Here is a 19,727-nt window from a genome sequence, read left to right as displayed (position 1 = left end):
CCTTTCAGCGCCGATGGTACTGCATGCGGGAGCGTGTGGGAGAGTAGGACACCGCCGAACTATCATTGAAGAGGCCGTGGTTCTTGGACTGTTAAGTCCGGGGACCACGGCCTTTTTCTGTGCTGTCACCAGGAGTTCATGTCCCGCCCTCAGCATCGCAATCATGGGGACGAGCGAATTGACGGCCGCCGGCGTGAGGCCGGGAGACGACGTCGTGGTGCCCGCCTACGGGGGTACCGAAGTGGCCAGGACGGTACGGGAGTTGGGCGCCCGGCCGGTCTTCGCGGACATCGATCCGCGCAGTTTCTGCCTTGATCCTGCGGCGGTCGAGACGGCGGTGACTCCGGCGACGGTCGCTGTCGTTCCTGTCCATCTCTTCGGTCACCCGGCGGACATGGTGTGCCTCCAGGAGCTGGCGCAGCGCCGCGGATTGCGAATGGTGGACATCGACGCCGGGCCTGAGGTCGTAGCAGTGGATGCCGTGCGGCGCCGGCAGTACGCCACTTATCTCGACATGAGGCTTCGCGGCGTCGTCGTACCGTCGGTCGCCGCAGGGGTCGAACACGCCTACACGGATTACGTGGTCCGCGTTCCCGGCAACGGCAGGCCGGACCGTGATGCCTTCAAGTACGCGCTCCGAGCCCGGGGTGTGCCTTGCTACGTCCCGGTGAAGACCCCCGCGCACCGTACGGCCGAGTTCCGTACTGACGTGCGCCTTCCTGAGTCGGAGCGTGCCGCCGACGAGTCGCTGGCGCTCCCGTTGGAGGCATCGATGACGAAGCGAGAGCTGCAGCGAGTGGTGTCGGCGTGCAACGGGCTGGGCGGGCTGCTCATGGAGCCGGCCTGCTGAGGCAGATGAAGTGCAGAGGTTCGGCGGTGAGTTAGACCGGCCGGCACACGTCGGCCGGGAGCGGGCGGCGATTCGGTTCAGCGGTGCGGATCGGGTAAGATCAGCGGCGCCGCAGCGCGCCCCAATAGCTCAGTCGGCAGAGCGTCTCCATGGTAAGGAGAAGGTCAACGGTTCGATTCCGTTTTGGGGCTCTCAGCAAGGCAGTCGAAAGGCTCCCGCTCTCGAGCGGGAGCCTTTTCTCGTGCCTGGGGGCGCAGCCGCCGGGGACCAGTCGGCTACTCGGGAACCCGCATCGCGACGATGGCCATGTCGTCGGACGGGGCGTCGGTCGCGAAGCGCTCGACTGCCCGCATGATGCGTGCGGCCACCGCACCTGCCGTGAGTCCTGTGCAGGTGGTGAGCACGTCGGCCAGCCCGTCGTCCCCGAGCATGCGGGTGCCTTCACGGCGTTCCGTCACGCCGTCGGTCACGCACAGCAGCACATCGCCCGGTTCGAGGATGATCGTCTGCTCGTACAGTTCGAGGTCGTCCATGACACCGAGGAGCGGCTGCGGGTCGGCAGCCGGTTCGACACTGCCGTCCTGACGGAGACGCAGCGGCAGCGGATGGCCCGCGCAGACCACTTTCAGCTCCGCGCTGCCGTCGCTCTGCGGCCTCAACTCCCCGTACAGCAGGGTGAGGAAGCGGCTGCGCGCGCCTTCGTCGAGGATGGCGGTGTTGAGCCGGTCCAGTACGGCGGGGCCGCCCAGTCCCTCGCGGGCCAGCAACCGCAGTGCGTGCCGGGCGAGTCCGGTGACGGCCGCCGCTTCGGGGCCCGTCCCGCAGACGTCGCCGATTGCGAAGCCGAAGGTGCCTTCGGAGATGTCGAAGAGGTCGTAGAAGTCGCCGCCGACCTCGTTGCCCTCTCCTGCCGCGCGGTAGATGACCTCCACTTCCACTCCGCCGCCGACGTCGGGCAGTTCGGGCGGAAGGAGACTGCGCTGCAGCGACTGGCTGATGGCCGTACGTTCCGAGTACAGCCGTGCGTTGTCGAGCGCGAGAGCCGCACGGCGGGAGAGATCCTCGGCGAGTTCGAGGATTTCCTGACGGAACCGTTCGTCGGTCGGCTTGCCCAGGGTGAGCATGCCGATGACGCGGTTGCGGGCGACCAGGGGCAGTACGACGGTCTCGCCGCCGACGGCCGATGCTGTCGCTCGCGAGGCACCGGACGAGAGGTGCGGTTCGTCCTCCCCCAGGGCCACGCTCCGCAGTGACGTGCGGAAGGCGGCGGAGTGGGCCGCTTCGGTGGGGGCGCTCCAGACCCGTGCGCCGGGTGTGGGCACGGGGTCGGGGGGATCGACCTTCGCCAGCAGAGCTTTGAGGTTGTCGATCCGGTCCTCGTCCTCGTGCAGCACGTAGGAGAGCTTGGGGTCGGAGCCGGGCTCGGCGACTGTGTAGACGGCGCACCAGGCGGCCAGTGTGGGCACCGTCATCTGGGCCATCAACGCCAGCGTCTGGTCCCTGTCGAGGGTTCCGGCGAGCAGGTCCGAGGCCTCCACGAGGAAGGAGAGCGAGCCGCGGCGCAGCCGCTCCAGCTCGGTCAGACGAGCGCGTTCGACTGCGAGGGCGATGCGGTCGGCGGCGAACTGGAGGCGCAGTGCCTCTTCGTTGGTGTAGCGGCCGGGTGACTCGGTGGCGACGCCCAGTGAACCGGTCAGCCGTCCCTCGACCTTGAGCGGGACGGTGACGACCGCGCGCATGCCGGTCCCGTCCAGGAGGGGCACGGCACCGGGTACGACGGTGAGGTCCTCGTGTACGGAGGGCATACGCGCGGATCCGTACCGTCCAGTACCGGCCTCGACCGGAACGCGGGCGAAGCGCTGCCGGGCGGAGGGAAGCCCGGTGGAGGCCCGTACCTCCAGCTCGGTCTCGTCGTCGGTGGCCAGCAGCAGGTAGGCCGCGTCGCCGTCGAGCATGTCGCGTGCCCGTTCCACGGTCCGCTGGAGCAGTCCGTCGAGGTCGTCCGGAGCGGGGGAACCGATGAAGATTTCGAAGGGGTCGGCCGGGCCGTCGCCGCTGCCATGGCGGCTTGCGGAATCGGGGGCGGGGGAGCGCAGCGGTGTCTGGAGAATGGCACGCTCGTGGTCGCGGACGAGGAGGCAGACGGTGGACGGTTCACCGTCGCTGTCGCGCACGCGCAGGTGTGAGGCGTAGACGGGGATCGTACGGCCGTCGGCGCCGCGCAGCCCGTACGAGCCCTCCCAGCGGGAGAGCTGGAGCGCCTCGGCGATGCCCGTGCTGGTGCCCGGGGTGTGAGGCCAGGCTGCGAAGTCGGTGAAAGGTTTGCCGGAGACCTGCACGGCTTGGTAACCGAACAGTTGCTGGGCGTCTTCGTTCCAGGCGGCGATCGACCCGTGGCGGTCGACCTGCACGACGGCGACATGGACGCGGGTATCGGCCACGGGCAGCGCGTCGTCGGGCAGTGCGGGGCCGGCCGCGCGGGTCCCCACAGGACGCTCGGGGAGGTCGAGGCTGAACCAGACGCGCTTGTCTGCGGCCGTGTAGTCGACGCCCCAGTGGGACGCCAGTGCGGCGCACAGCAGCAGGCCGCGGCCGCCTTCACGGTCGGGGCTGGCGATCACTTGGGCGGGGTCCTGCAGCGGCAGTTCACGCTCCGGGTAGCGGTCGACGACCTCTACGCGGACGCCGTCTCCGTCGCGGAGGCAGACGACCTCGGCTGCCGTGCCCGCGTGGACGACCGCGTTGGTCACGAGTTCGCTGGTCAGGACGACGGCGTCGTCGACGATGTCGCCCAGGCCCCAGCCCTGGAGGGTGTCCCGCACGAAGGCGCGGGCCGTCGCGACGGAACGTCCGACAGGCTCGAACGTGGCCGCTGCCCTCGCGGTGATCACTTGCTTCCCCTTGTATCGCTGCTCGCTGCCGGCACGCCTGCCGTCGCTGCCGTCCGCACCCGGCGGGAGCTCCTGTGCCGCGATGCGGGGAGCTTCGCTGCCGGTGGCAGACGTACTGCCGTTGCTGTGCCTGCCGCCGCAGCCGTCGACCGGGAGACCCATGTCGCCGTCGGCGGGGGCGTCCCCGCGTTCGGCGCTCTTCTCTTGCGTCACCCGCGGCGCCCCTCCGTTGCTCTTCATGCCCTCGCAGCTGCCCCTGCACGCTCCGTGCGTTTCTGCACTCTTCGTGCTCTTCCGCCCTCTCCCCGGCACATCGGGGTGGATGGACAGCCGGAGGCCAGGTTACTTACGTTCGCAGTGTGCGCGGGTGCCGGATCCGGTGTGTTTTCCGGCCGGGCCGTGTGTAGAGCTGTGTGCCATGCTGCCGAACTGTTATCGCCTGGTTCAGGCAGGGTGAAACACTGGGAAGGCTCGAAGCAACAACCCGGGTATGACGGCAGTACGGTCGACCCTTCGGGAGGGACACGGTGGAGTCTGGCGCGGCGGCGCGTAGCAGGAGTACGCGCCCGAAGGGCGGCCGCTCCCGGAAGAGCGGGACGATCGAAGTCGATGCGGCTTCCGTCAACAAGCTTCTGACGGCGCTGACGGCGATGCGGGACGGCAACTTCCGCAAGCGGCTGACCGTCACGGGGGACGGTCCGATGGCGGAGATCGCGGCCGTCTTCAACGAGGTCGCGGATCAGAACCTGCATTTGACGGGTGAGCTGGCGCGGGTGCGCCGGGTCGTCGGCCGCGAGGGCAAGCTGACCGAGCGGCTGGAGACCGGCACGTGTGAGGGCTCCTGGGCTGCGGCCATCGATGCGTCGAACGCGCTGGTCGAGGATCTGGTCAGGCCGGTTTCCGAAGTCGGTCGTGTGCTGTCCGCGGTTGCCGAGGGCGACCTGGAACAGCGGATGGATCTGCGCTCACGCGGTTCGGACGGCAGCGGACATCCGCTGCGCGGCGAGTTCCTGAAGGTCGGGCGCACCGTAAACGGCCTTGTCGATCAACTGTCGACGTTCGCCGACGAGGTGACGCGCGTCGCAAGCGAGGTCGGCACGGAAGGGAAGCTGGGCGGCCAGGCGCGGGTGCGCGGCATGTCCGGTTCCTGGAAGGACCTGACGGACTCCGTCAACACGATGGCGTCGCGGCTCACCGCTCAAGTGCGGGACATCGCGCTGGTGACGACCGCGGTCGCCAAGGGCGATCTGTCGCGCAAGGTCACCGTGCACGTGGCCGGCGAGATGCTGGAGTTGAAGAACACCGTCAACACGATGGTCGACCAGCTCTCCTCCTTCCAGTCCGAGGTGACGCGCGTCGCCCGTGAGGTCGGCACCGAGGGGGAGCTGGGCGGACAGGCGCGTGTGCAGGGCGTCGCCGGCGTATGGAAGGACCTGACCGACTCCGTCAACCTCATGGCCGGCAACCTCACCTCGCAGGTGCGGGAGATCGCGCAGGTGACCACGGCGGTCGCCAACGGCGACCTGTCCCAGAAGATCACCGTCAACGCGCGGGGTGAGGTCGCGCAGCTCGCCGAGACCATCAACACGATGACCGAGACGCTGCGGACCTTCGCCGACGAGGTGACGCGGGCCGCGAACGAGGTCGGCACCGAGGGCGTCCTCGGCGGTCAGGCGCAGGTGCCCGGTGCGGCCGGTATCTGGAAGGACCTCACCGATTCGGTGAACACCGCCTTCCGGAACCTCACCGCGCAGGTCCGGGACATCGCGCAGGTGACGACGGCGGTGGCGAACGGTGATCTGTCGCAGAAGGTGACGGTGGATGTCTCCGGCGAGATGCTGGAGTTGAAGACCACGGTCAACACGATGGTCGACCAGCTCTCCTCGTTCGGCGCCGAAGTCACCCGCGTCGCCCGGGAGATCGGCGTCGAGGGGGAACTGGGCGGCCAGGCGCAGGTGCCGGGAGCGGGCGGCACCTGGAAGGACCTCACCGATTCGGTGAACACCGCCTTCCGGAACCTCACCGGGCAGGTGCGCAACATCGCGCAGGTGACGACGGCGGTGGCGAACGGTGATCTGTCGCAGAAGGTGACGGTCGATGTCTCCGGCGAGATGCTGGAGTTGAAGAACACCGTCAACACGATGGTCGACCAGCTCTCGTCCTTCGCCGAGCAGGTCACGAGGATGGCCCGTGACGTGGGGACGGAAGGGCGTCTCGGCGGTCAGGCCCGCGTGGACGGCGTTTCCGGTACCTGGAAGGACCTGACCGACTCCGTCAACTTCATGGCGGGCAACCTCACCTCTCAGGTGCGCAACATCGCGCAGGTGACGACCGCTGTGGCCCGCGGTGACCTCTCCCAGAAGATCAAGGTCGATGCGCGCGGGGAGATCCTGGAGCTGAAGAACACCATCAACACGATGGTCGACCAGCTCTCGGCCTTCGCGGAACAGGTCACCCGCGTCGCCCGCGAGGTCGGTACGGAGGGGCGGCTGGGCGGCCAGGCGCAGGTGCCCGGCGTCGCGGGCGTCTGGCGTGACCTGACCGACTCCGTGAACGGCATGGCGGGCAACCTCACCGACCAGGTCCGGAACATCGCCCAGGTCGCCACCGCTGTGGCCCGCGGTGACCTCTCCCAGAAGATCACCGTGGATGCGCGCGGGGAGATCCTGGAGCTGAAGAACACCCTCAACACGATGGTGGACCAGCTCTCTTCGTTCGCCGAGCAGGTCACGAGGGTGGCCCGCGAGGTCGGTACGGAGGGCATCCTGGGCGGTCAGGCGGAGGTCAAGGGCGTCTCGGGTACGTGGAAGGACCTCACGCAGTCCGTCAACTTCATGGCGAACAACCTGACGTCGCAGGTGCGGAACATCGCGGAGGTCACCACGGCGGTCGCGCAGGGCGACCTGTCCAAGAAGATCACCGTCGATGCGAAGGGCGAGATCCTCGCACTGGTGACGACCGTGAACACGATGGTCGACCAGCTGTCCTCGTTCGCGGAACAGGTCACGAGGGTGGCCCGCGAGGTGGGCACGGAAGGCATGCTCGGCGGTCAGGCGAGGGTGCCCGGTGTGACCGGCATCTGGAAGGACCTCAGCGAGAACGTCAACCTGATGGCGAACAACCTCACGAGCCAGGTCCGCAACATCTCGCAGGTCGCCACCGCGGTCGCCAACGGCGACCTGACGAAGAAGGTCACCGTCGAGGCGAGCGGCGAGGTCGAGCAGCTGGCCGACACCCTCAACACGATGGTCACGGCACTGTCGACGTTCGCGGAAGAGGTCACCCGCGTCGCCCGCGAGGTGGGTACGGACGGTGTGCTGGGCGGTCAGGCGCGGGTCGCCGGGGTCGCAGGCACGTGGAAGGACCTCACCGAGTCGGTCAACTCGATGGCCTCCAACCTCACCGGACAGGTCCGCAACATCGCGATGGTCACCACCGCCATCGCCCGCGGTGACCTGACGAAGAAGATCGACATCGAGGCCAACGGCGAGATCCTGGAGCTGAAGACGACCATCAACACGATGGTGGACCAGCTCTCCTCGTTCGCCGAGCAGGTCACCAGGGTCGCCCGCGAGGTGGGTACCGAGGGACAGCTGGGCGGACAGGCACGCGTACAGGGCGTGGCCGGCACCTGGAAGGACCTCACCGATTCGGTGAACGAGATGGCCTCCAACCTGACCCGTCAGATGCGCGCCATCGCCGACGTGGCCACTGCCGTGACGCGTGGAGACCACAACGTCCGGATCGACGTGGAGGCGGCGGGGGAGATCCTGCAGCTGCAGGGCTACATCAACACCATGATCGCCAACCTCCGTGAGACCACCCTCGCCAATCAGGAGCAGGACTGGCTCAAGGGCAACCTCGCCCGCATCTCCGGCCTCATGCAGGGGCGCCGGGACCTGACCGACGTGGCCGGTCTGATCATGAGCGAGCTGACCCCGGTGGTCTCGGCCCAGCACGGCGCCTTCTTCCTCGCCGTCTCGACGGACGAGGACAAGGAGGACGTCGGCATCGGGGCCGACCACGGCGCGGACGGCCAGTACGAGCTGCGGATGCTGGGCAGTTACGGCTACTCCAAGGGCACGATGCCCACCACGTTCACGCCGGGCGAGTCGCTCGTGGGGACGGCGGCGCAGGAGGGCCGGACGATCCTCGTCGAGAACGCGCCGCCCGGGTATCTGAAGATCTCCTCCGGGCTCGGTGAGGCACCTCCCGCGCACGTGATCGTTCTGCCCGTCATCTTCGAGGGGACGATTCTGGGTGTGATCGAGCTGGCGGCGTTCCAGCCCTTCGCGCAGATCCAGAAGGACTTCCTCAACCAGATCGCGGAGATGATCGCGACCAGCGTCAACACGATCAGCGTCAACACCCGGACCGAGGTGCTGCTGCGGCAGTCGCAGGAGCTGACCGAACAGCTGCGGGAGCGTTCGGAAGAGCTGGAGAACCGGCAGAGGGCGCTCCAGGAGTCGAACGCGCAGCTGGGGGAGAAGGCCGAACAGCTCGCGCAGACCAACAGCGACATCGAGATCAAGAACAGGGAGATCGAGGAGGCCCGGCAGGTCCTGGAGGAGCGTGCCGAGCAGCTGTCGGTCTCGATGCGCTACAAGTCCGAGTTCCTCGCGAACATGAGCCACGAGCTGCGGACGCCGCTCAACTCGCTGCTCATTCTGGCGAAGCTGCTCGCGGACAACGCGGAGGGCAACCTCTCCCCGAAGCAGGTCGAGTTCGCCGAGACCATCCACGGCGCGGGGTCGGACCTGCTGCAGCTGATCAACGACATCCTCGACCTGTCGAAGGTCGAGGCGGGCAAGATGGACGTCAGCCCGACACGCATCGCGCTCGTCCAGCTCGTCGACTACGTCGAGGCGACGTTCCGGCCGCTGACAGCGGAGAAGGGCCTCGACTTCTCCGTGCGGGTCTCGCCGGAGCTGCCCGCGACGCTCCACACGGACGAACAGCGGCTGCTGCAGGTGCTGCGGAACCTGCTGTCCAACGCGGTGAAGTTCACCGACGGCGGCGCCGTCGAGCTGGTGATCCGTTCCGCGCAGGCGGAGGTCCCGGAAGTCATCCGCGAGCAGATGCTGGAGCACGGCTCGCTGCTCGACGCCGACGCCGAGATGATCGCCTTCTCCGTGACCGACACGGGTATCGGCATCGCCGCGAGCAAGATGCGGGTCATCTTCGAGGCGTTCAAGCAGGCCGACGGCACGACCAGCCGCAAGTACGGGGGTACGGGTCTGGGTCTGTCCATCAGCCGGGAGATCGCGCGCCTGCTCGGCGGTGAGATCTACGCAGCCAGTGAACCGGGCCGTGGATCGACCTTCACGCTGTATCTGCCGCTGCATCCGACCGAACTGCCGCCGCAGGGCTACGCGCAGCTCGGTTCGAACACCCTGGCCATCGCCGCCGCTGCGGAGACCACAGCGGCCGCGGCAGAGCGCATCGAACCGCTGGAGCGGGTCGACGCCGCCGGGGAGGCCGGCGAGGGCGCGACCGGGAATGCCGAGGAGGGCGGGGGCGACGTCGCCGCCTCGGAGGCGGAGCGTGCCGCGGCCTCGCTCGTACGGCGCCGTCGGCAGCGTTCGGCCACAGAGCCCGAACAGCAGCGGGAGATGCCGCCTGAAGCGCAGCCCGAGCCGCGAGCGCTGCAGAACGGCCGCAGCGGGAGCCGGAACGGCCGCGGCGGCGCCCGCGGCAAGGCCGACTGGGCGCAGGACGAGGGGCGTTCGGAGACGGGTCGGGACGCTGCGCAGTCGCAGGACGACGCCTGGCTCCACAGCGGCCAGGACCTCGTCGAGCCCGGCCCGGGGAGCGAGTTCTCCGGGGAGAAGGTGCTCATCGTCGACGACGACATCCGCAACGTCTTCGCGCTCACCAGCGTGCTGGAACAGCACGGACTCCAGGTGCTCTACGCCGAGAACGGCCGGGAGGGCATCGAGGTCCTGGAGCAGCACGACGACGTCGCGGTGGTGCTGATGGACATCATGATGCCGGAGATGGACGGCTACGCGACGACGGCGGCGATCCGCAAGATGCCGCAGTTCGCCGGGCTGCCGATCATCGCGCTGACGGCGAAGGCGATGAAGGGCGACAGGGAGAAGAGCATCGAGGCCGGTGCGTCCGACTACGTGACGAAACCGGTGGACACGGACCACCTGCTGACTGTCATGGGGGAGTGGATGAGGGCGCGTTGATGTGGCAGCGTGCCTGTGGCGTTCGGCAGCTGACGGAGTGTGCCGAAGACGTGTGAAGTACGGTCGAGGGGGAACCTTTTGGTCTCCTGAGGCGTTTCTGTTGTGTGCACAGTGACATCACGGTGACAGGGTGTGGTGAACCGTGGCGTGCGGCTACGATGACCCGCACAAGGACGGGCGGCGGCGTCGAGGAGCCGCTCCCAGGGGCGGCGTCCGAGGGGCTGCCGGGGCGAGGAGGACGGGCCATGGTGCAGAAGGCCAAGATCCTCCTGGTCGATGACCGGCCGGAGAATCTGCTGGCGCTGGAGGCCATTCTCTCCGCGCTCGATCAGACGCTGGTGCGGGCATCGTCAGGGGAGGAAGCGCTCAAGGCGCTGCTGACGGACGATTTCGCGGTCATTCTGCTGGACGTCCAGATGCCTGGAATGGACGGCTTCGAGACCGCCGCCCACATCAAGCGCAGGGAGCGTACGCGGGACATCCCGATCATCTTCCTCACGGCCATCAACCACGGTCCGCACCACACCTTCCGGGGCTATGCGGCGGGCGCGGTGGACTACATCTCCAAACCGTTCGACCCGTGGGTGCTCCGGGCCAAGGTCTCGGTCTTCGTCGAGCTCTACATGAAGAACGTCCAGCTGCGTGAGCAGGCATCGCTGCTGCGGCTCCAGTTGGAGAACGGCAGTGGCACAGGGCATTCGCCGGACGGCCCCGCCGACGAGGCCGGCGAGCCTCCCGGCCTGCTGTCGGAACTGTCGGCCCGCCTCGCCGCTGTCGAGGAGCAGGCCGAGGCGCTCTCCAACCAGCTCGGCGACAACGCCGAATCGGCCACTGTCGCAACAGCCGCGCACCTCGAACGGAAGCTCTCCGGCCTGCGCCGGGCACTTGACGCCCTCGAACCCGGCACGGGCGGCGGTGCCTCGGCGCAGGTCCCGTCGCAGAACTGAGCCGGGAGCCACTTCCGGAGCGGACTGCCCGACGGGCGCGCGAGGCTGACCGCCCGTCATGCCCGGCCGTTCGTGCCTCGGACGCCCCGCGGCGGTAACCTCACCACCATGGCCTCTCGTACGTCAGGCACCGGAAAGGCAGCCGCCAAAGCACCCGCGAAGAAGGCTGCCGCGAAAAAGCCACCGGCGAAGAAGGCCACCGCCAAGAAGGCACCGGCCAAGAAGCCGGCAGCCAAGGGGAAGGCCAAGTCCGCGGCCAAGCCCGCCCCTTCGCCGACCGCGGGTGTCTACCGTCTGGTGCGCGCGTGCTGGCTCGGTGTCGCCCACGCCGTCGGCGCGCTGTTCCGCGGGATAGGGCGCAGTACGAAGGCCCTCGACCCTGCTCACCGCAAGGACGGGCTGGCCCTGCTGCTGCTGGGCATCGCACTCGTCGTCGCGGCGGGCACCTGGTCGAACCTCAAGGGTCCGGTCGGGGAACTCGTCAAGTTGCTCGTCACGGGTGCGTTCGGCCGTCTCGACCTGCTGGTGCCGATACTGCTCGGGGTGATCTCCGTGCGGCTGATCCGGCACCCGGAGAAGCCGGAGGCCAACGGCCGTATCGTCGTGGGGCTTTCGGCGCTCGTCGTCGGCGGGCTCGGGCTCGTGCACATCGGGTGCGGAGCCCCTGGGCGCGGGGAGGGCAACGAGTCGATCCAGGACGCGGGCGGCCTGATCGGCTGGGCTGCTTCCCGGCCGCTGATCGAGGTGGTCGGCGAGATGCTGGCGGTGCCGCTGCTGGTGCTGGTCGCCGTCTTCGGTCTGCTGGTCGTCACCGCCACGCCCGTCAACGCCATTCCGCGGCGGCTGCGGGCGCTGGGGGTGCGGCTCGGCGTCGTGCACGCCCCCGAGGCCGCACGGGAGTTCGACGACGATGACGTGGACGCGGAGCAGCCGGCCCGCCGGGGAAGGCCCCGCGCGCACAGCATGCGCAAGGAGTACCTGGACCCGGCTCACGCCGAGAAAGAGGCTCTCGACCGGCGCCGTACGTCCAGGGGACGCTCCAGGCGGAGCGGTGCCGCCGCGGGGCGGGAGAGCGACTCCGTCGACGTGGCGGCCGCAGCCGCGGCGTCGTTGGACGGGGCACTGCTGCACGGGGTTCAGCCTTCGCCGCTCGTCGCGGACCTGAGCTCCGGGGTCTCTTCGGGGGAGCGCCGCAAGGCCGCCGAGGAGCGGGCGAGGTCCGGCGGTGGAGCCGCACAGCCGGACGCTGACGACGGGGTCGAGCGCACGCCCGTACCCGATCTGACGAAGGCTCCGGCGCAGAAGGAGACCGAGGGGCTGCCTGCCCGCGCCGAGCAGCTTCAGCTGTCCAACGACATCACCTACGCCCTTCCCTCGCTCGACCTGCTGACGAGGGGCGGCCCGGGGCGTACACGCAGTGCGGCGAACGACCAGGTCGTCGAGTCGCTGACGACGGTCTTCAGCGAGTTCAAGGTCGACGCGGCAGTCACCGGCTTCACCCGCGGGCCGACAGTCACCCGCTACGTGGTGGAGCTCGGGCCTGCCGTGAAGGTCGAGAAGATCACGGCGCTGACGAAGAACATCGCGTACGCGGTGGCCAGCCCCGATGTGCGCATCATCAGTCCCATTCCCGGCAAGTCCGCCGTCGGCATCGAAATCCCCAACAGCGACCGGGAGATGGTCAACCTCGGCGACGTGCTGCGCTCGGCCGCCGCCGCGGGCGAGGAGCACCCCATGCTCGTGGGGCTCGGCAAGGACGTCGAAGGGGGCTACGTTTCGGCCGACCTGACCCGGATGCCGCACATGCTGATCGCGGGCGCCACCGGCTCCGGCAAGTCGTCCTGCATCAACTGCCTCATCACCTCCGTCCTCGCCAGGGCCACGCCCGACGACGTACGGATGGTCCTGGTCGACCCGAAGCGTGTGGAGCTGACGTCGTACGAGGGCATCCCGCACCTGATCACACCGATCATCACCAATCCCAAGAAGGCGGCCGAAGCGCTCCAGTGGGTCGTACGCGAGATGGACCTGCGCTACGACGACCTGGCCGCCTTCGGATACCGCCACATCGACGACTTCAACGCGGCTGTGCGCAGCGGGAAGATCTCCGCGCCGGAGGGCAGTGAGCGTGAGCTGGCGCCCTATCCGTATCTCCTCGTCATCGTCGACGAGTTGGCGGACCTGATGATGGTCGCCCCGCGTGACGTGGAGGACGCGATCGTCCGGATCACACAGCTCGCGCGGGCCGCGGGGATCCACCTGGTGCTCGCCACCCAGCGTCCGTCCGTCGACGTCGTCACCGGGCTGATCAAGGCGAACGTCCCCTCCCGGCTGGGCTTTTCGACGTCGTCCCTCGCGGACAGCCGCGTCATCCTCGACCAGGCGGGCGCGGAGAAACTCATCGGAAAGGGCGACGGTCTCTTCCTCCCCATGGGCGCCAACAAGCCGGTGCGGATGCAGGGCGCCTACGTCGACGAGGACGAGATCCACGCGGTGGTCGAACACTGCAAGGCGCAGATGGCCCCGGTCTTCCGCGAGGACGTGACCGTCGGGCAGAGCAAGAAGAAGGAGATCGACGAGGAGATCGGCGACGACCTGGACCTGCTCTGCCAGGCGGCGGAACTGGTCGTCTCCACCCAGTTCGGTTCCACGTCGATGCTGCAGAGGAAGCTGCGGGTGGGCTTCGCCAAGGCCGGCAGGCTGATGGACCTGATGGAGTCCAGAGGCGTGGTCGGGCCCAGCGAGGGGTCCAAGGCGCGGGACGTGCTGATCAAACCTGACGAACTCGAGGGTGTGCTGGCCGTGATCCGCGGGGAACCTCACCCGTAAGGACGAGTGAGGCAACCGTTTCCGTCGCGCATACGTCAAGTTGGAGACGGGAGCGGATGGACGTGTCCAAAGTCAGGACGTACGACGAACCTGATGGCGTACAAACATCGTCCGCCCGCTTGCCCCGCTCTTTTGCTCCGCCCCTAGACTGAACGTCCAGCAGGTGGCTACACGCTCGAAAGGCGCCCCCGTGTCCATCGGCAACGCAGCGGAAGAGGACCGGCCATCGGTCGGTCAAGCCCTCCAACAAGCCCGTAACGACGCCCGACTGAGCATCGACGAAGTCAGCACGTCGACGAGAGTGCGCGTCCCCATCGTCCAGGCCATCGAAGCGGATGATTTCTCCCGGTGCGGCGGCGACGTCTACGCCCGCGGACACATCCGCACGCTCGCCCGTGAAGTCGGACTGGATCCCAAAGAGCTCGTCGAGCAGTACGACGCCGAGCACGGCGGACGCCCCCAGCCGACCGCGCCGGCAGCGCTCTTCGAGGCCGAGAGAATCCGCCCGGAACGGCGAAGGCCCAACTGGACCGTCGCCATGGTCGCCGCGATCGTCGTCGTGATCGGCTTCGTCGGCTTCACGCTGATCGGAGGCGAGGACCCGGCCACTCCGCCGGCGGCGGAGGAGACACCTTCGTCGCAGCCCTCGCAGCCGGGCAAGCCCTCGAAGTCGGCCGACCCGACCGACACGCCTCCGGCGGACCCCAAGCCGTCCGACAGTGCGATCGCCGCTGCTCCGGCAGACAAGGTGACTGTGCAGATGACGGCTGAACAGAACGTGTGGATCTCCGCGGAGGACCACAACGGCCGGCTCGTCCACGAAGGTGTGCTCCAGAAGGGGAAGAGCAAGACCTTCACCGACGACGAGCGGCTCAACCTCGTGCTCGGCAACGCCGGAGGCGTGAAGCTCTACGTCAACGGCAAGGAGGTCAAGGACGTGGGCGAGGACGGCCAGGTCCAGCGGGTCTCCTACACCCGAGGCGATCCCGAGGCCGGCTGAACCGGCAAGGCAGGTCCCGGCCGCGAGTAAGTCCGAAGTCGCGCCGTCCGCCCCAGGGGGGAAGGCGGGACTTCGGACTTAACCGTTTCCGGGACTCTCCGCGGGTCTCCTGCGAGGTCGTGGCACGGCACGGGAGCAGCGTCACCTGCGGGCTGTGGGCGGGACGCGACGAAGTACGCTGAGTCCATGCCCGAACGCCGCACCGTCGCCCTTGTCACGCTTGGCTGCGCCCGAAACGAAGTCGACTCCGAAGAGCTCGCAGGCCGCCTCGCAGCGGACGGCTGGGACCTCGTCGAGGAAGCCGCCGAAGCAGACGTCGCCGTCGTCAACACCTGCGGTTTCGTCGAGGCTGCGAAGAAGGACTCGGTCGACGCGCTGCTGGAGGCCAACGACCTGAAGTCCGGGGAGGGTTCCGAGGGGAACCGCACCCAGGCAGTGGTGGCCGTGGGCTGCATGGCCGAGCGGTACGGCAAGGAGCTGGCGGAAGCGCTGCCGGAAGCGGACGGCGTGCTCGGTTTCGACGATTACGCCGACATCTCCGACCGGCTGCAGACGATCCTCAGCGGCGGTGTCCACGCCCCTCACACGCCGCGCGACCGTCGCAAGCTGCTGCCCGTGAGCCCGGCGGAGCGGCAGAGCGCCGGATCGGACGTCGCGCTCCCCGGCCACGGCGCGGACGCCGGCGCACCGGACGGTGCCGGTACGGGCGCGCAGCCGCCCCGCACAGTGCCCGGGGACCTGCCCGAGGGCCTGGCCCCGGCCTCCGGGCCGCGGGCTCCTCTGCGGCGCCGTCTGGACGGCAGCCCGGTGGCCTCGGTGAAGCTGGCGTCGGGGTGCGACAGACGGTGCTCCTTCTGCGCCATCCCCTCCTTCCGCGGTTCGTTCATCTCGCGGCGGCCCTCCGACGTACTCGGTGAGACGCGCTGGCTGGCCGAGCAGGGCGTACGTGAAGTGATGCTCGTTTCGGAGAACAACACCTCCTACGGCAAGGACCTGGGCGACATCAGGCTGCTGGAGACGCTGCTTCCGGAACTGGCCGCGGTCGACGGCATCGAGCGCATCAGGGTCAGCTACCTGCAGCCGGCCGAGATGCGCCCCGGCCTGATCGACGTGCTGACGGGGACCGAGAAGGTGGCCCCGTACTTCGACCTGTCGTTCCAGCACTCTGCTCCCGGCGTGCTGCGGGCGATGCGCCGCTTCGGGGACACGGAGCGCTTCCTGGAGCTGCTGGACACCATCCGGGCGAAGGCGCCCCAGGCAGGCGTCCGGTCGAACTTCATCGTCGGCTTCCCCGGTGAGAGCGAAGCGGACGTCGCGGAGCTGGAGCGCTTCCTCGGTGCGGCCCGGCTGGATGCCGTCGGGGTCTTCGGGTACTCCGACGAGGACGGAACGGAGGCGGCCGGCTACGAGGAGAAGAACGACCCCGATGTGGTGGCGGAGCGCCTCGAGCGGGTCTCCCGGCTCGCCGAGGAGCTGTCCGCCCAGCGTGCCGAGGAACGGCTCGGTGAAACGGTCCGCGTACTCGTCGAGTCCTTCGAGAGCGACGCGGGCGACGCGGGCGACGCGGGCGACGAGGGGGTCATGGCCGTGGGCCGGGCGGCGCACCAGGCACCCGAGACGGACGGCCACGTGCTGCTGGACGTGGCTGCGCGGCCCGGACGGGAGCTCGTGATCGGACGTATGGTCGAGGCCAAGGTGGTCGCCACCGAAGGTGTCGACCTTGTCGCCGAACCTCTGGGTGGTGCTGCCGAGGGAGGCGACGAGGGCGGCGGAGGCAGCGAGGAGGCAGCCACATGACAGGAGTGCCTGCCTCCGCGTCGAGTGGTGGTGCGATGGCCCAGCCCCAGCCCAAATCGCAGCCTCAGCCCGGGACCGGCGGAGTCGCCGGTGTCCGGACGGTGAGCCTGTGGAACATCGCCAACATCCTCACCATGGTGCGGCTGTTGCTCGTGCCGGGCTTCGTCGTGCTGATGCTGGCAGAAGGCGGGCACGACCCGGCTTGGCGGTCGTTCGCCTGGGCGGCGTTCACCGTCGCGATGATCACGGACCTCTTCGACGGCGAGCTCGCACGGCGCTACGACCTGGTCACCGACTTCGGGAAGATCGCCGATCCGATCGCGGACAAAGCGATCATGGGAACGGCTCTGGGCTGCCTGTCCGCGCTGGGTGATCTCTCCTGGTGGGTGACAGGAGTGATCCTGTTCCGGGAACTGGGCATCACGGCGATGCGTTTCTGGGTCATCCGGCACGGAGTGATCCCCGCGAGCCGCGGCGGCAAGCTGAAGACGCTCGCTCAGGGCGTGGCCGTGGGCATGTACGTACTGGCTCTGACGGGGCCGCTGGCGACGATGCGCTGGTGGGTGATGGCGGTGGCGGTGGCGTTGACGGTGGTGACCGGTCTCGACTACGTGCGGCAGGCCGTCGTGCTGCGCCGTGCGGGGCGTGCGCGCGACCGGGCGGTGCAGAGCGACGGAGGCGTGCAGCCGTGACGCCCGGCGCGGAAGCGGAGGAGGACTACTTCGATGTGTCCGCCGATGTGCTCGATCTGCTGATCCAGCGGGGCGAGACGGTGGCCGTGGCCGAGTCGCTGACAGGTGGCATGGTCGCTGCCGAGATCACGTCGGCGCCGGGTTCTTCGCAGGCGTTCATCGGTTCGGTCACCGCGTACGCGACGGACGTGAAGCGGGAACTCCTCGGTGTGGACGGCGTCCTGCTGCGGGAGCGCGGCGCTGTGGACGCCGAGGTGGCCAGGCAGATGGCCCAGGGCGTGAGGAAGCTGCTGAAGTCCACCTGGGGTGTGGCCACGACCGGGGTCGCCGGCCCGGAGCCGCAGGACGGGCAGGAGGTGGGCACGGTCTTCGCCGCTGTCGCCGGTTCGGACGGTGCGATCGCCCGCCCGCTGAAGCTGGACGGGAACCGGGCCACGATCCGCAAGGCCAGTGTGACGAACGCCCTGCGGCTGCTTAATGAGGAACTGACGGGGAAGGTGCGGCCGAAGGATACGGAACAACGCGGGGGGAATTGATGTTTGCAGCCCTGAGTGAACAAGACATCGCTCCCCGCACGGCTGGAGCCGTAGGCGGTACGGTGGAGCCTGAAGGATTCACACCCCCTGGGGTGGTGGGTATCAAGCTGTGGAAGACGCCGCGCGTTGAGAGGGAGGAGCACCGATGATTCTGCTCCGTCGCCTGCTGGGTGACGTGCTGCGTCGGCAGCGCCAGCGCCAGGGCAGGACCCTGCGCGAAGTCTCTTCATCTGCCCGGGTTTCGCTCGGGTATCTCTCCGAGGTCGAGCGTGGCCAGAAGGAAGCCTCTTCGGAGCTGCTGTCCTCGATCTGCGATGCGCTGGATGTGCGGATGTCCGAGCTCATGCGTGAGGTCAGTGACGAGCTGGCCCTTGCGGAGCTGGCCGAGTCCGCTGCGAGCGACACGGTTCCTGCGCCGATGCGCCGGCCGGTGCTCAATCCCGTCTCCGTGACTTCCGTCACAGGGGTTCCGGAAGAGCGCGTGACGATCAAGGCCCCTGCAGAGGCCGTGGACGTGGTCGCCGCCTGACGCTCCGCACCGTCCAGCCGTTCAGCTTCTCGAGAGGCCCCGCCGGGCTCCCCGGCGGGGCCTCTCGCTGTGGTCGCGCAGTCGCACACTGTGCGCGAGCATGAGCAGTATGCAGCCGTTGCCGGGTGTGCGGGAGGTGTGATGGCGGCGCTGAGCCGTGGGCTGCTGGGCCGCTGCCGAAGCCTTCTGCCGGCTGTGCTGTGCGGTGCGTGGTGCGGCCTGGTGGCGTGGTGGCCCGCAGCGGACACGGCACCGGGTGCGGCCTTCGTGCTGCTCGGGTGGGGACTGGGGCTGCTGCCCGTCCACGTCACCCTGAGGGGGCCGTGGTCGGGGCGGGGGAGGTCCATTCGCCGGCCCGGAAGGCGGGCCGTACGGCGATCCGGTCGCAGCAGGGCGGAGGGGCGCGTCGAGACGTACCTCGGGGGCGAGCATCGGGGGCGGACCGCACGGAGCGGGTGTGGGCCGGCATCCGTCCGGGAGCGGGAAGACCGGAGGAGCCGGGACCGGGAAGACCGCCGGATCCGCAGATACGGGCGGAGCTGAGGAAGCGGGGACGCCCCGGAAGTCAGCGGCGAGGGGAGTCGTCTGCGGCGCGGAGCGGGCCCGGCTGGCAGCGGGGGCAGTAGAAGACGGGGCGGGGCCGTTCCGGGGGGCCGTGAGTGCCCGAGAGGACGGGTGTGCCGCAGCGGTGGCAGGGGCGGCGCGTGCGCCCGTAGACCCACACCGCGCGGTCGCGGTCCGCTCCTGCGGGGGCGCGCGTCGTACGGCGGGCGAGGCGGTCCTTGTTGGCGTCCAGGAGCCGCTGGGCGGCGGCGACGATGCGGGCCGGCAGCGTTCCGGGAAGCTCTCCCACGGGCGTCCACGGTGAGGTGCCGGCGAGGAAGCAGAGTTCGGCGGCGTAGACATTGCCGATGCCGGCCAGGTTGCGCTGATCGAGCAGGGCTTCGACGAGGGGACGACCGGGGTCCGACACGAGGCGGCGCTCGGCCTCGGCAGGGTCCCAGTCGGGGCCCAGAAGATCGGGGCCCAGATGGCCGAGAGCCGCCGACTCCTCGCCGGTGCGCAGGAGTTCGAGCAGAGGGAGGCGGTAGCCGGTGGCGGTGGTGGCACCGGCGGTGAGCACTGCCCGGATCTGGTGCGACGGTCCGCCTCCGCCCCGGGGGCGCAGCTGCCCGGTGCTCACCCTCCAGGAGCCCTCCATGCCGAGATGGGAATGGATGGTGACTCCTCCTTCCACGCGCATGAGGATGTGCTTCCCGCGGGGGAAGACGTCGAGGATCGCGCGCCCGCTGAGGTCGGCCGTGGCGATCCGGGGGACGCGGAAGTCCGTACGGGTCAGGGTCCGGCCGGCGAGCGCCTCGTGGAGCTGACGCGTGCTGTACCAGACGGTGTCTCCTTCGGGCATCGCTCTCCTGCGGCAGTCGGGAACGGAGTGGGGGAGCCGGACACGGAGGCGGGCGAC

11 protein-coding genes and 1 tRNA gene are annotated in these 19,727 nt (G+C 69.1%); 10 read left to right on the top strand and 2 right to left on the bottom strand.

Annotated elements, in window-relative coordinates; translation table 11 throughout:
• Positions 1-13: 13 nt before the first annotated feature.
• A complete protein-coding gene (locus ACFPA8_RS27470) occupies positions 14-850 on the top strand; it encodes a DegT/DnrJ/EryC1/StrS family aminotransferase (RefSeq protein WP_386452898.1) in 837 nt (278 codons plus the stop codon).
• 118 nt (positions 851-968) lie between these two features.
• Positions 969-1,041, top strand: a tRNA-Thr gene (locus tag ACFPA8_RS27465).
• 84 nt (positions 1,042-1,125) lie between these two features.
• Here the strand turns inward: ACFPA8_RS27465 and ACFPA8_RS27460 are convergent.
• On the bottom strand, positions 1,126-3,741 hold the full coding sequence (locus ACFPA8_RS27460; protein ID WP_386452897.1) for a SpoIIE family protein phosphatase: 2,616 nt from the start codon (positions 3,739-3,741) through the stop codon (positions 1,126-1,128).
• Positions 3,742-4,268: 527 nt separating this feature from the next.
• On the opposite strand from ACFPA8_RS27460, the gene ACFPA8_RS27455 reads away from it, so the two are divergent.
• The 8 genes from ACFPA8_RS27455 (at position 4,269) to ACFPA8_RS27420 (ending at position 18,265) form a co-directional block, all read left to right on the top strand.
• On the top strand, positions 4,269-9,935 hold the full coding sequence (locus ACFPA8_RS27455; protein WP_386452878.1) for a HAMP domain-containing protein: 5,667 nt from the start codon (positions 4,269-4,271) through the stop codon (positions 9,933-9,935).
• 245 nt (positions 9,936-10,180) lie between these two features.
• Positions 10,181-10,882: a response regulator gene (locus ACFPA8_RS27450; protein WP_386452876.1), complete on the top strand. Its 702-nt coding sequence runs from the start codon at positions 10,181-10,183 to the stop codon at positions 10,880-10,882.
• A 108-nt stretch (positions 10,883-10,990) separates the two neighbouring features.
• Positions 10,991-13,711 (top strand): FtsK/SpoIIIE family DNA translocase, encoded by a 2,721-nt coding sequence (locus tag ACFPA8_RS27445; protein WP_386452874.1) that lies wholly within the window; start codon positions 10,991-10,993, stop codon positions 13,709-13,711.
• A 190-nt stretch (positions 13,712-13,901) separates the two neighbouring features.
• Positions 13,902-14,711 carry a helix-turn-helix domain-containing protein gene (locus ACFPA8_RS27440; protein WP_386452872.1) on the top strand — a complete coding sequence of 270 codons (810 nt, stop codon included), beginning with the start codon at positions 13,902-13,904 and terminating at the stop codon, positions 14,709-14,711.
• Positions 14,712-14,897: 186 nt separating this feature from the next.
• Entirely contained in the window at positions 14,898-16,508 is a 1,611-nt protein-coding gene (gene rimO, locus ACFPA8_RS27435; protein WP_386452871.1) for a 30S ribosomal protein S12 methylthiotransferase RimO, read from the top strand.
• The gene (pgsA, locus tag ACFPA8_RS27430) at positions 16,505-17,200 is read left to right on the top strand and encodes a CDP-diacylglycerol--glycerol-3-phosphate 3-phosphatidyltransferase (RefSeq protein WP_386452869.1); all 696 of its coding nucleotides are present in this window, start codon (positions 16,505-16,507) and stop codon (positions 17,198-17,200) included. The genes rimO and pgsA overlap by 4 nt, the downstream gene beginning before the upstream one ends.
• Positions 17,197-17,736, top strand: coding sequence for a CinA family protein (locus tag ACFPA8_RS27425; RefSeq protein ID WP_386452867.1), 540 nt, complete (start codon positions 17,197-17,199; stop codon positions 17,734-17,736). Before pgsA ends, ACFPA8_RS27425 begins: the two co-directional genes overlap by 4 nt.
• A 145-nt stretch (positions 17,737-17,881) precedes the next feature.
• Positions 17,882-18,265: a helix-turn-helix domain-containing protein gene (locus tag ACFPA8_RS27420; RefSeq protein ID WP_386452865.1), complete on the top strand. Its 384-nt coding sequence runs from the start codon at positions 17,882-17,884 to the stop codon at positions 18,263-18,265.
• A gap of 565 nt (positions 18,266-18,830) precedes the next feature.
• On the opposite strand, the gene ACFPA8_RS27415 is transcribed toward ACFPA8_RS27420, so the two are convergent.
• On the bottom strand, positions 18,831-19,670 hold the full coding sequence (locus ACFPA8_RS27415; protein WP_386452864.1) for an Fpg/Nei family DNA glycosylase: 840 nt from the start codon (positions 19,668-19,670) through the stop codon (positions 18,831-18,833).
• Between the last annotated feature and the right edge of the window lie 57 nt (positions 19,671-19,727).

The organism is Streptomyces ovatisporus, assembly GCF_042653885.1.
Taxonomy (GTDB): domain Bacteria; phylum Actinomycetota; class Actinomycetes; order Streptomycetales; family Streptomycetaceae; genus Streptomyces; species Streptomyces ovatisporus.
This window is presented reverse-complemented; position numbering and strand designations above follow the sequence as displayed.

Bases quoted from the DNA above. Each gene is read 5' to 3' on its own strand.
- ACFPA8_RS27450 (WP_386452876.1), top strand. From the start codon at position 10,181: ATGGTGCAGAAGGCCAAGATCCTCCTGGTCGATGACCGGCCGGAGAAT.
- pgsA (WP_386452869.1), top strand. From the start codon at position 16,505: ATGACAGGAGTGCCTGCCTCCGCGTCGAGTGGTGGTGCGATGGCCCAG.
- ACFPA8_RS27420 (WP_386452865.1), top strand. From the start codon at position 17,882: ATGATTCTGCTCCGTCGCCTGCTGGGTGACGTGCTGCGTCGGCAGCGC.
- ACFPA8_RS27415 (WP_386452864.1), bottom strand. From the start codon at position 19,670: ATGCCCGAAGGAGACACCGTCTGGTACAGCACGCGTCAGCTCCACGAG.
- rimO (WP_386452871.1), top strand. From the start codon at position 14,898: ATGCCCGAACGCCGCACCGTCGCCCTTGTCACGCTTGGCTGCGCCCGA.
- ACFPA8_RS27445 (WP_386452874.1), top strand. From the start codon at position 10,991: ATGGCCTCTCGTACGTCAGGCACCGGAAAGGCAGCCGCCAAAGCACCC.
- ACFPA8_RS27470 (WP_386452898.1), top strand. From the start codon at position 14: ATGGTACTGCATGCGGGAGCGTGTGGGAGAGTAGGACACCGCCGAACT.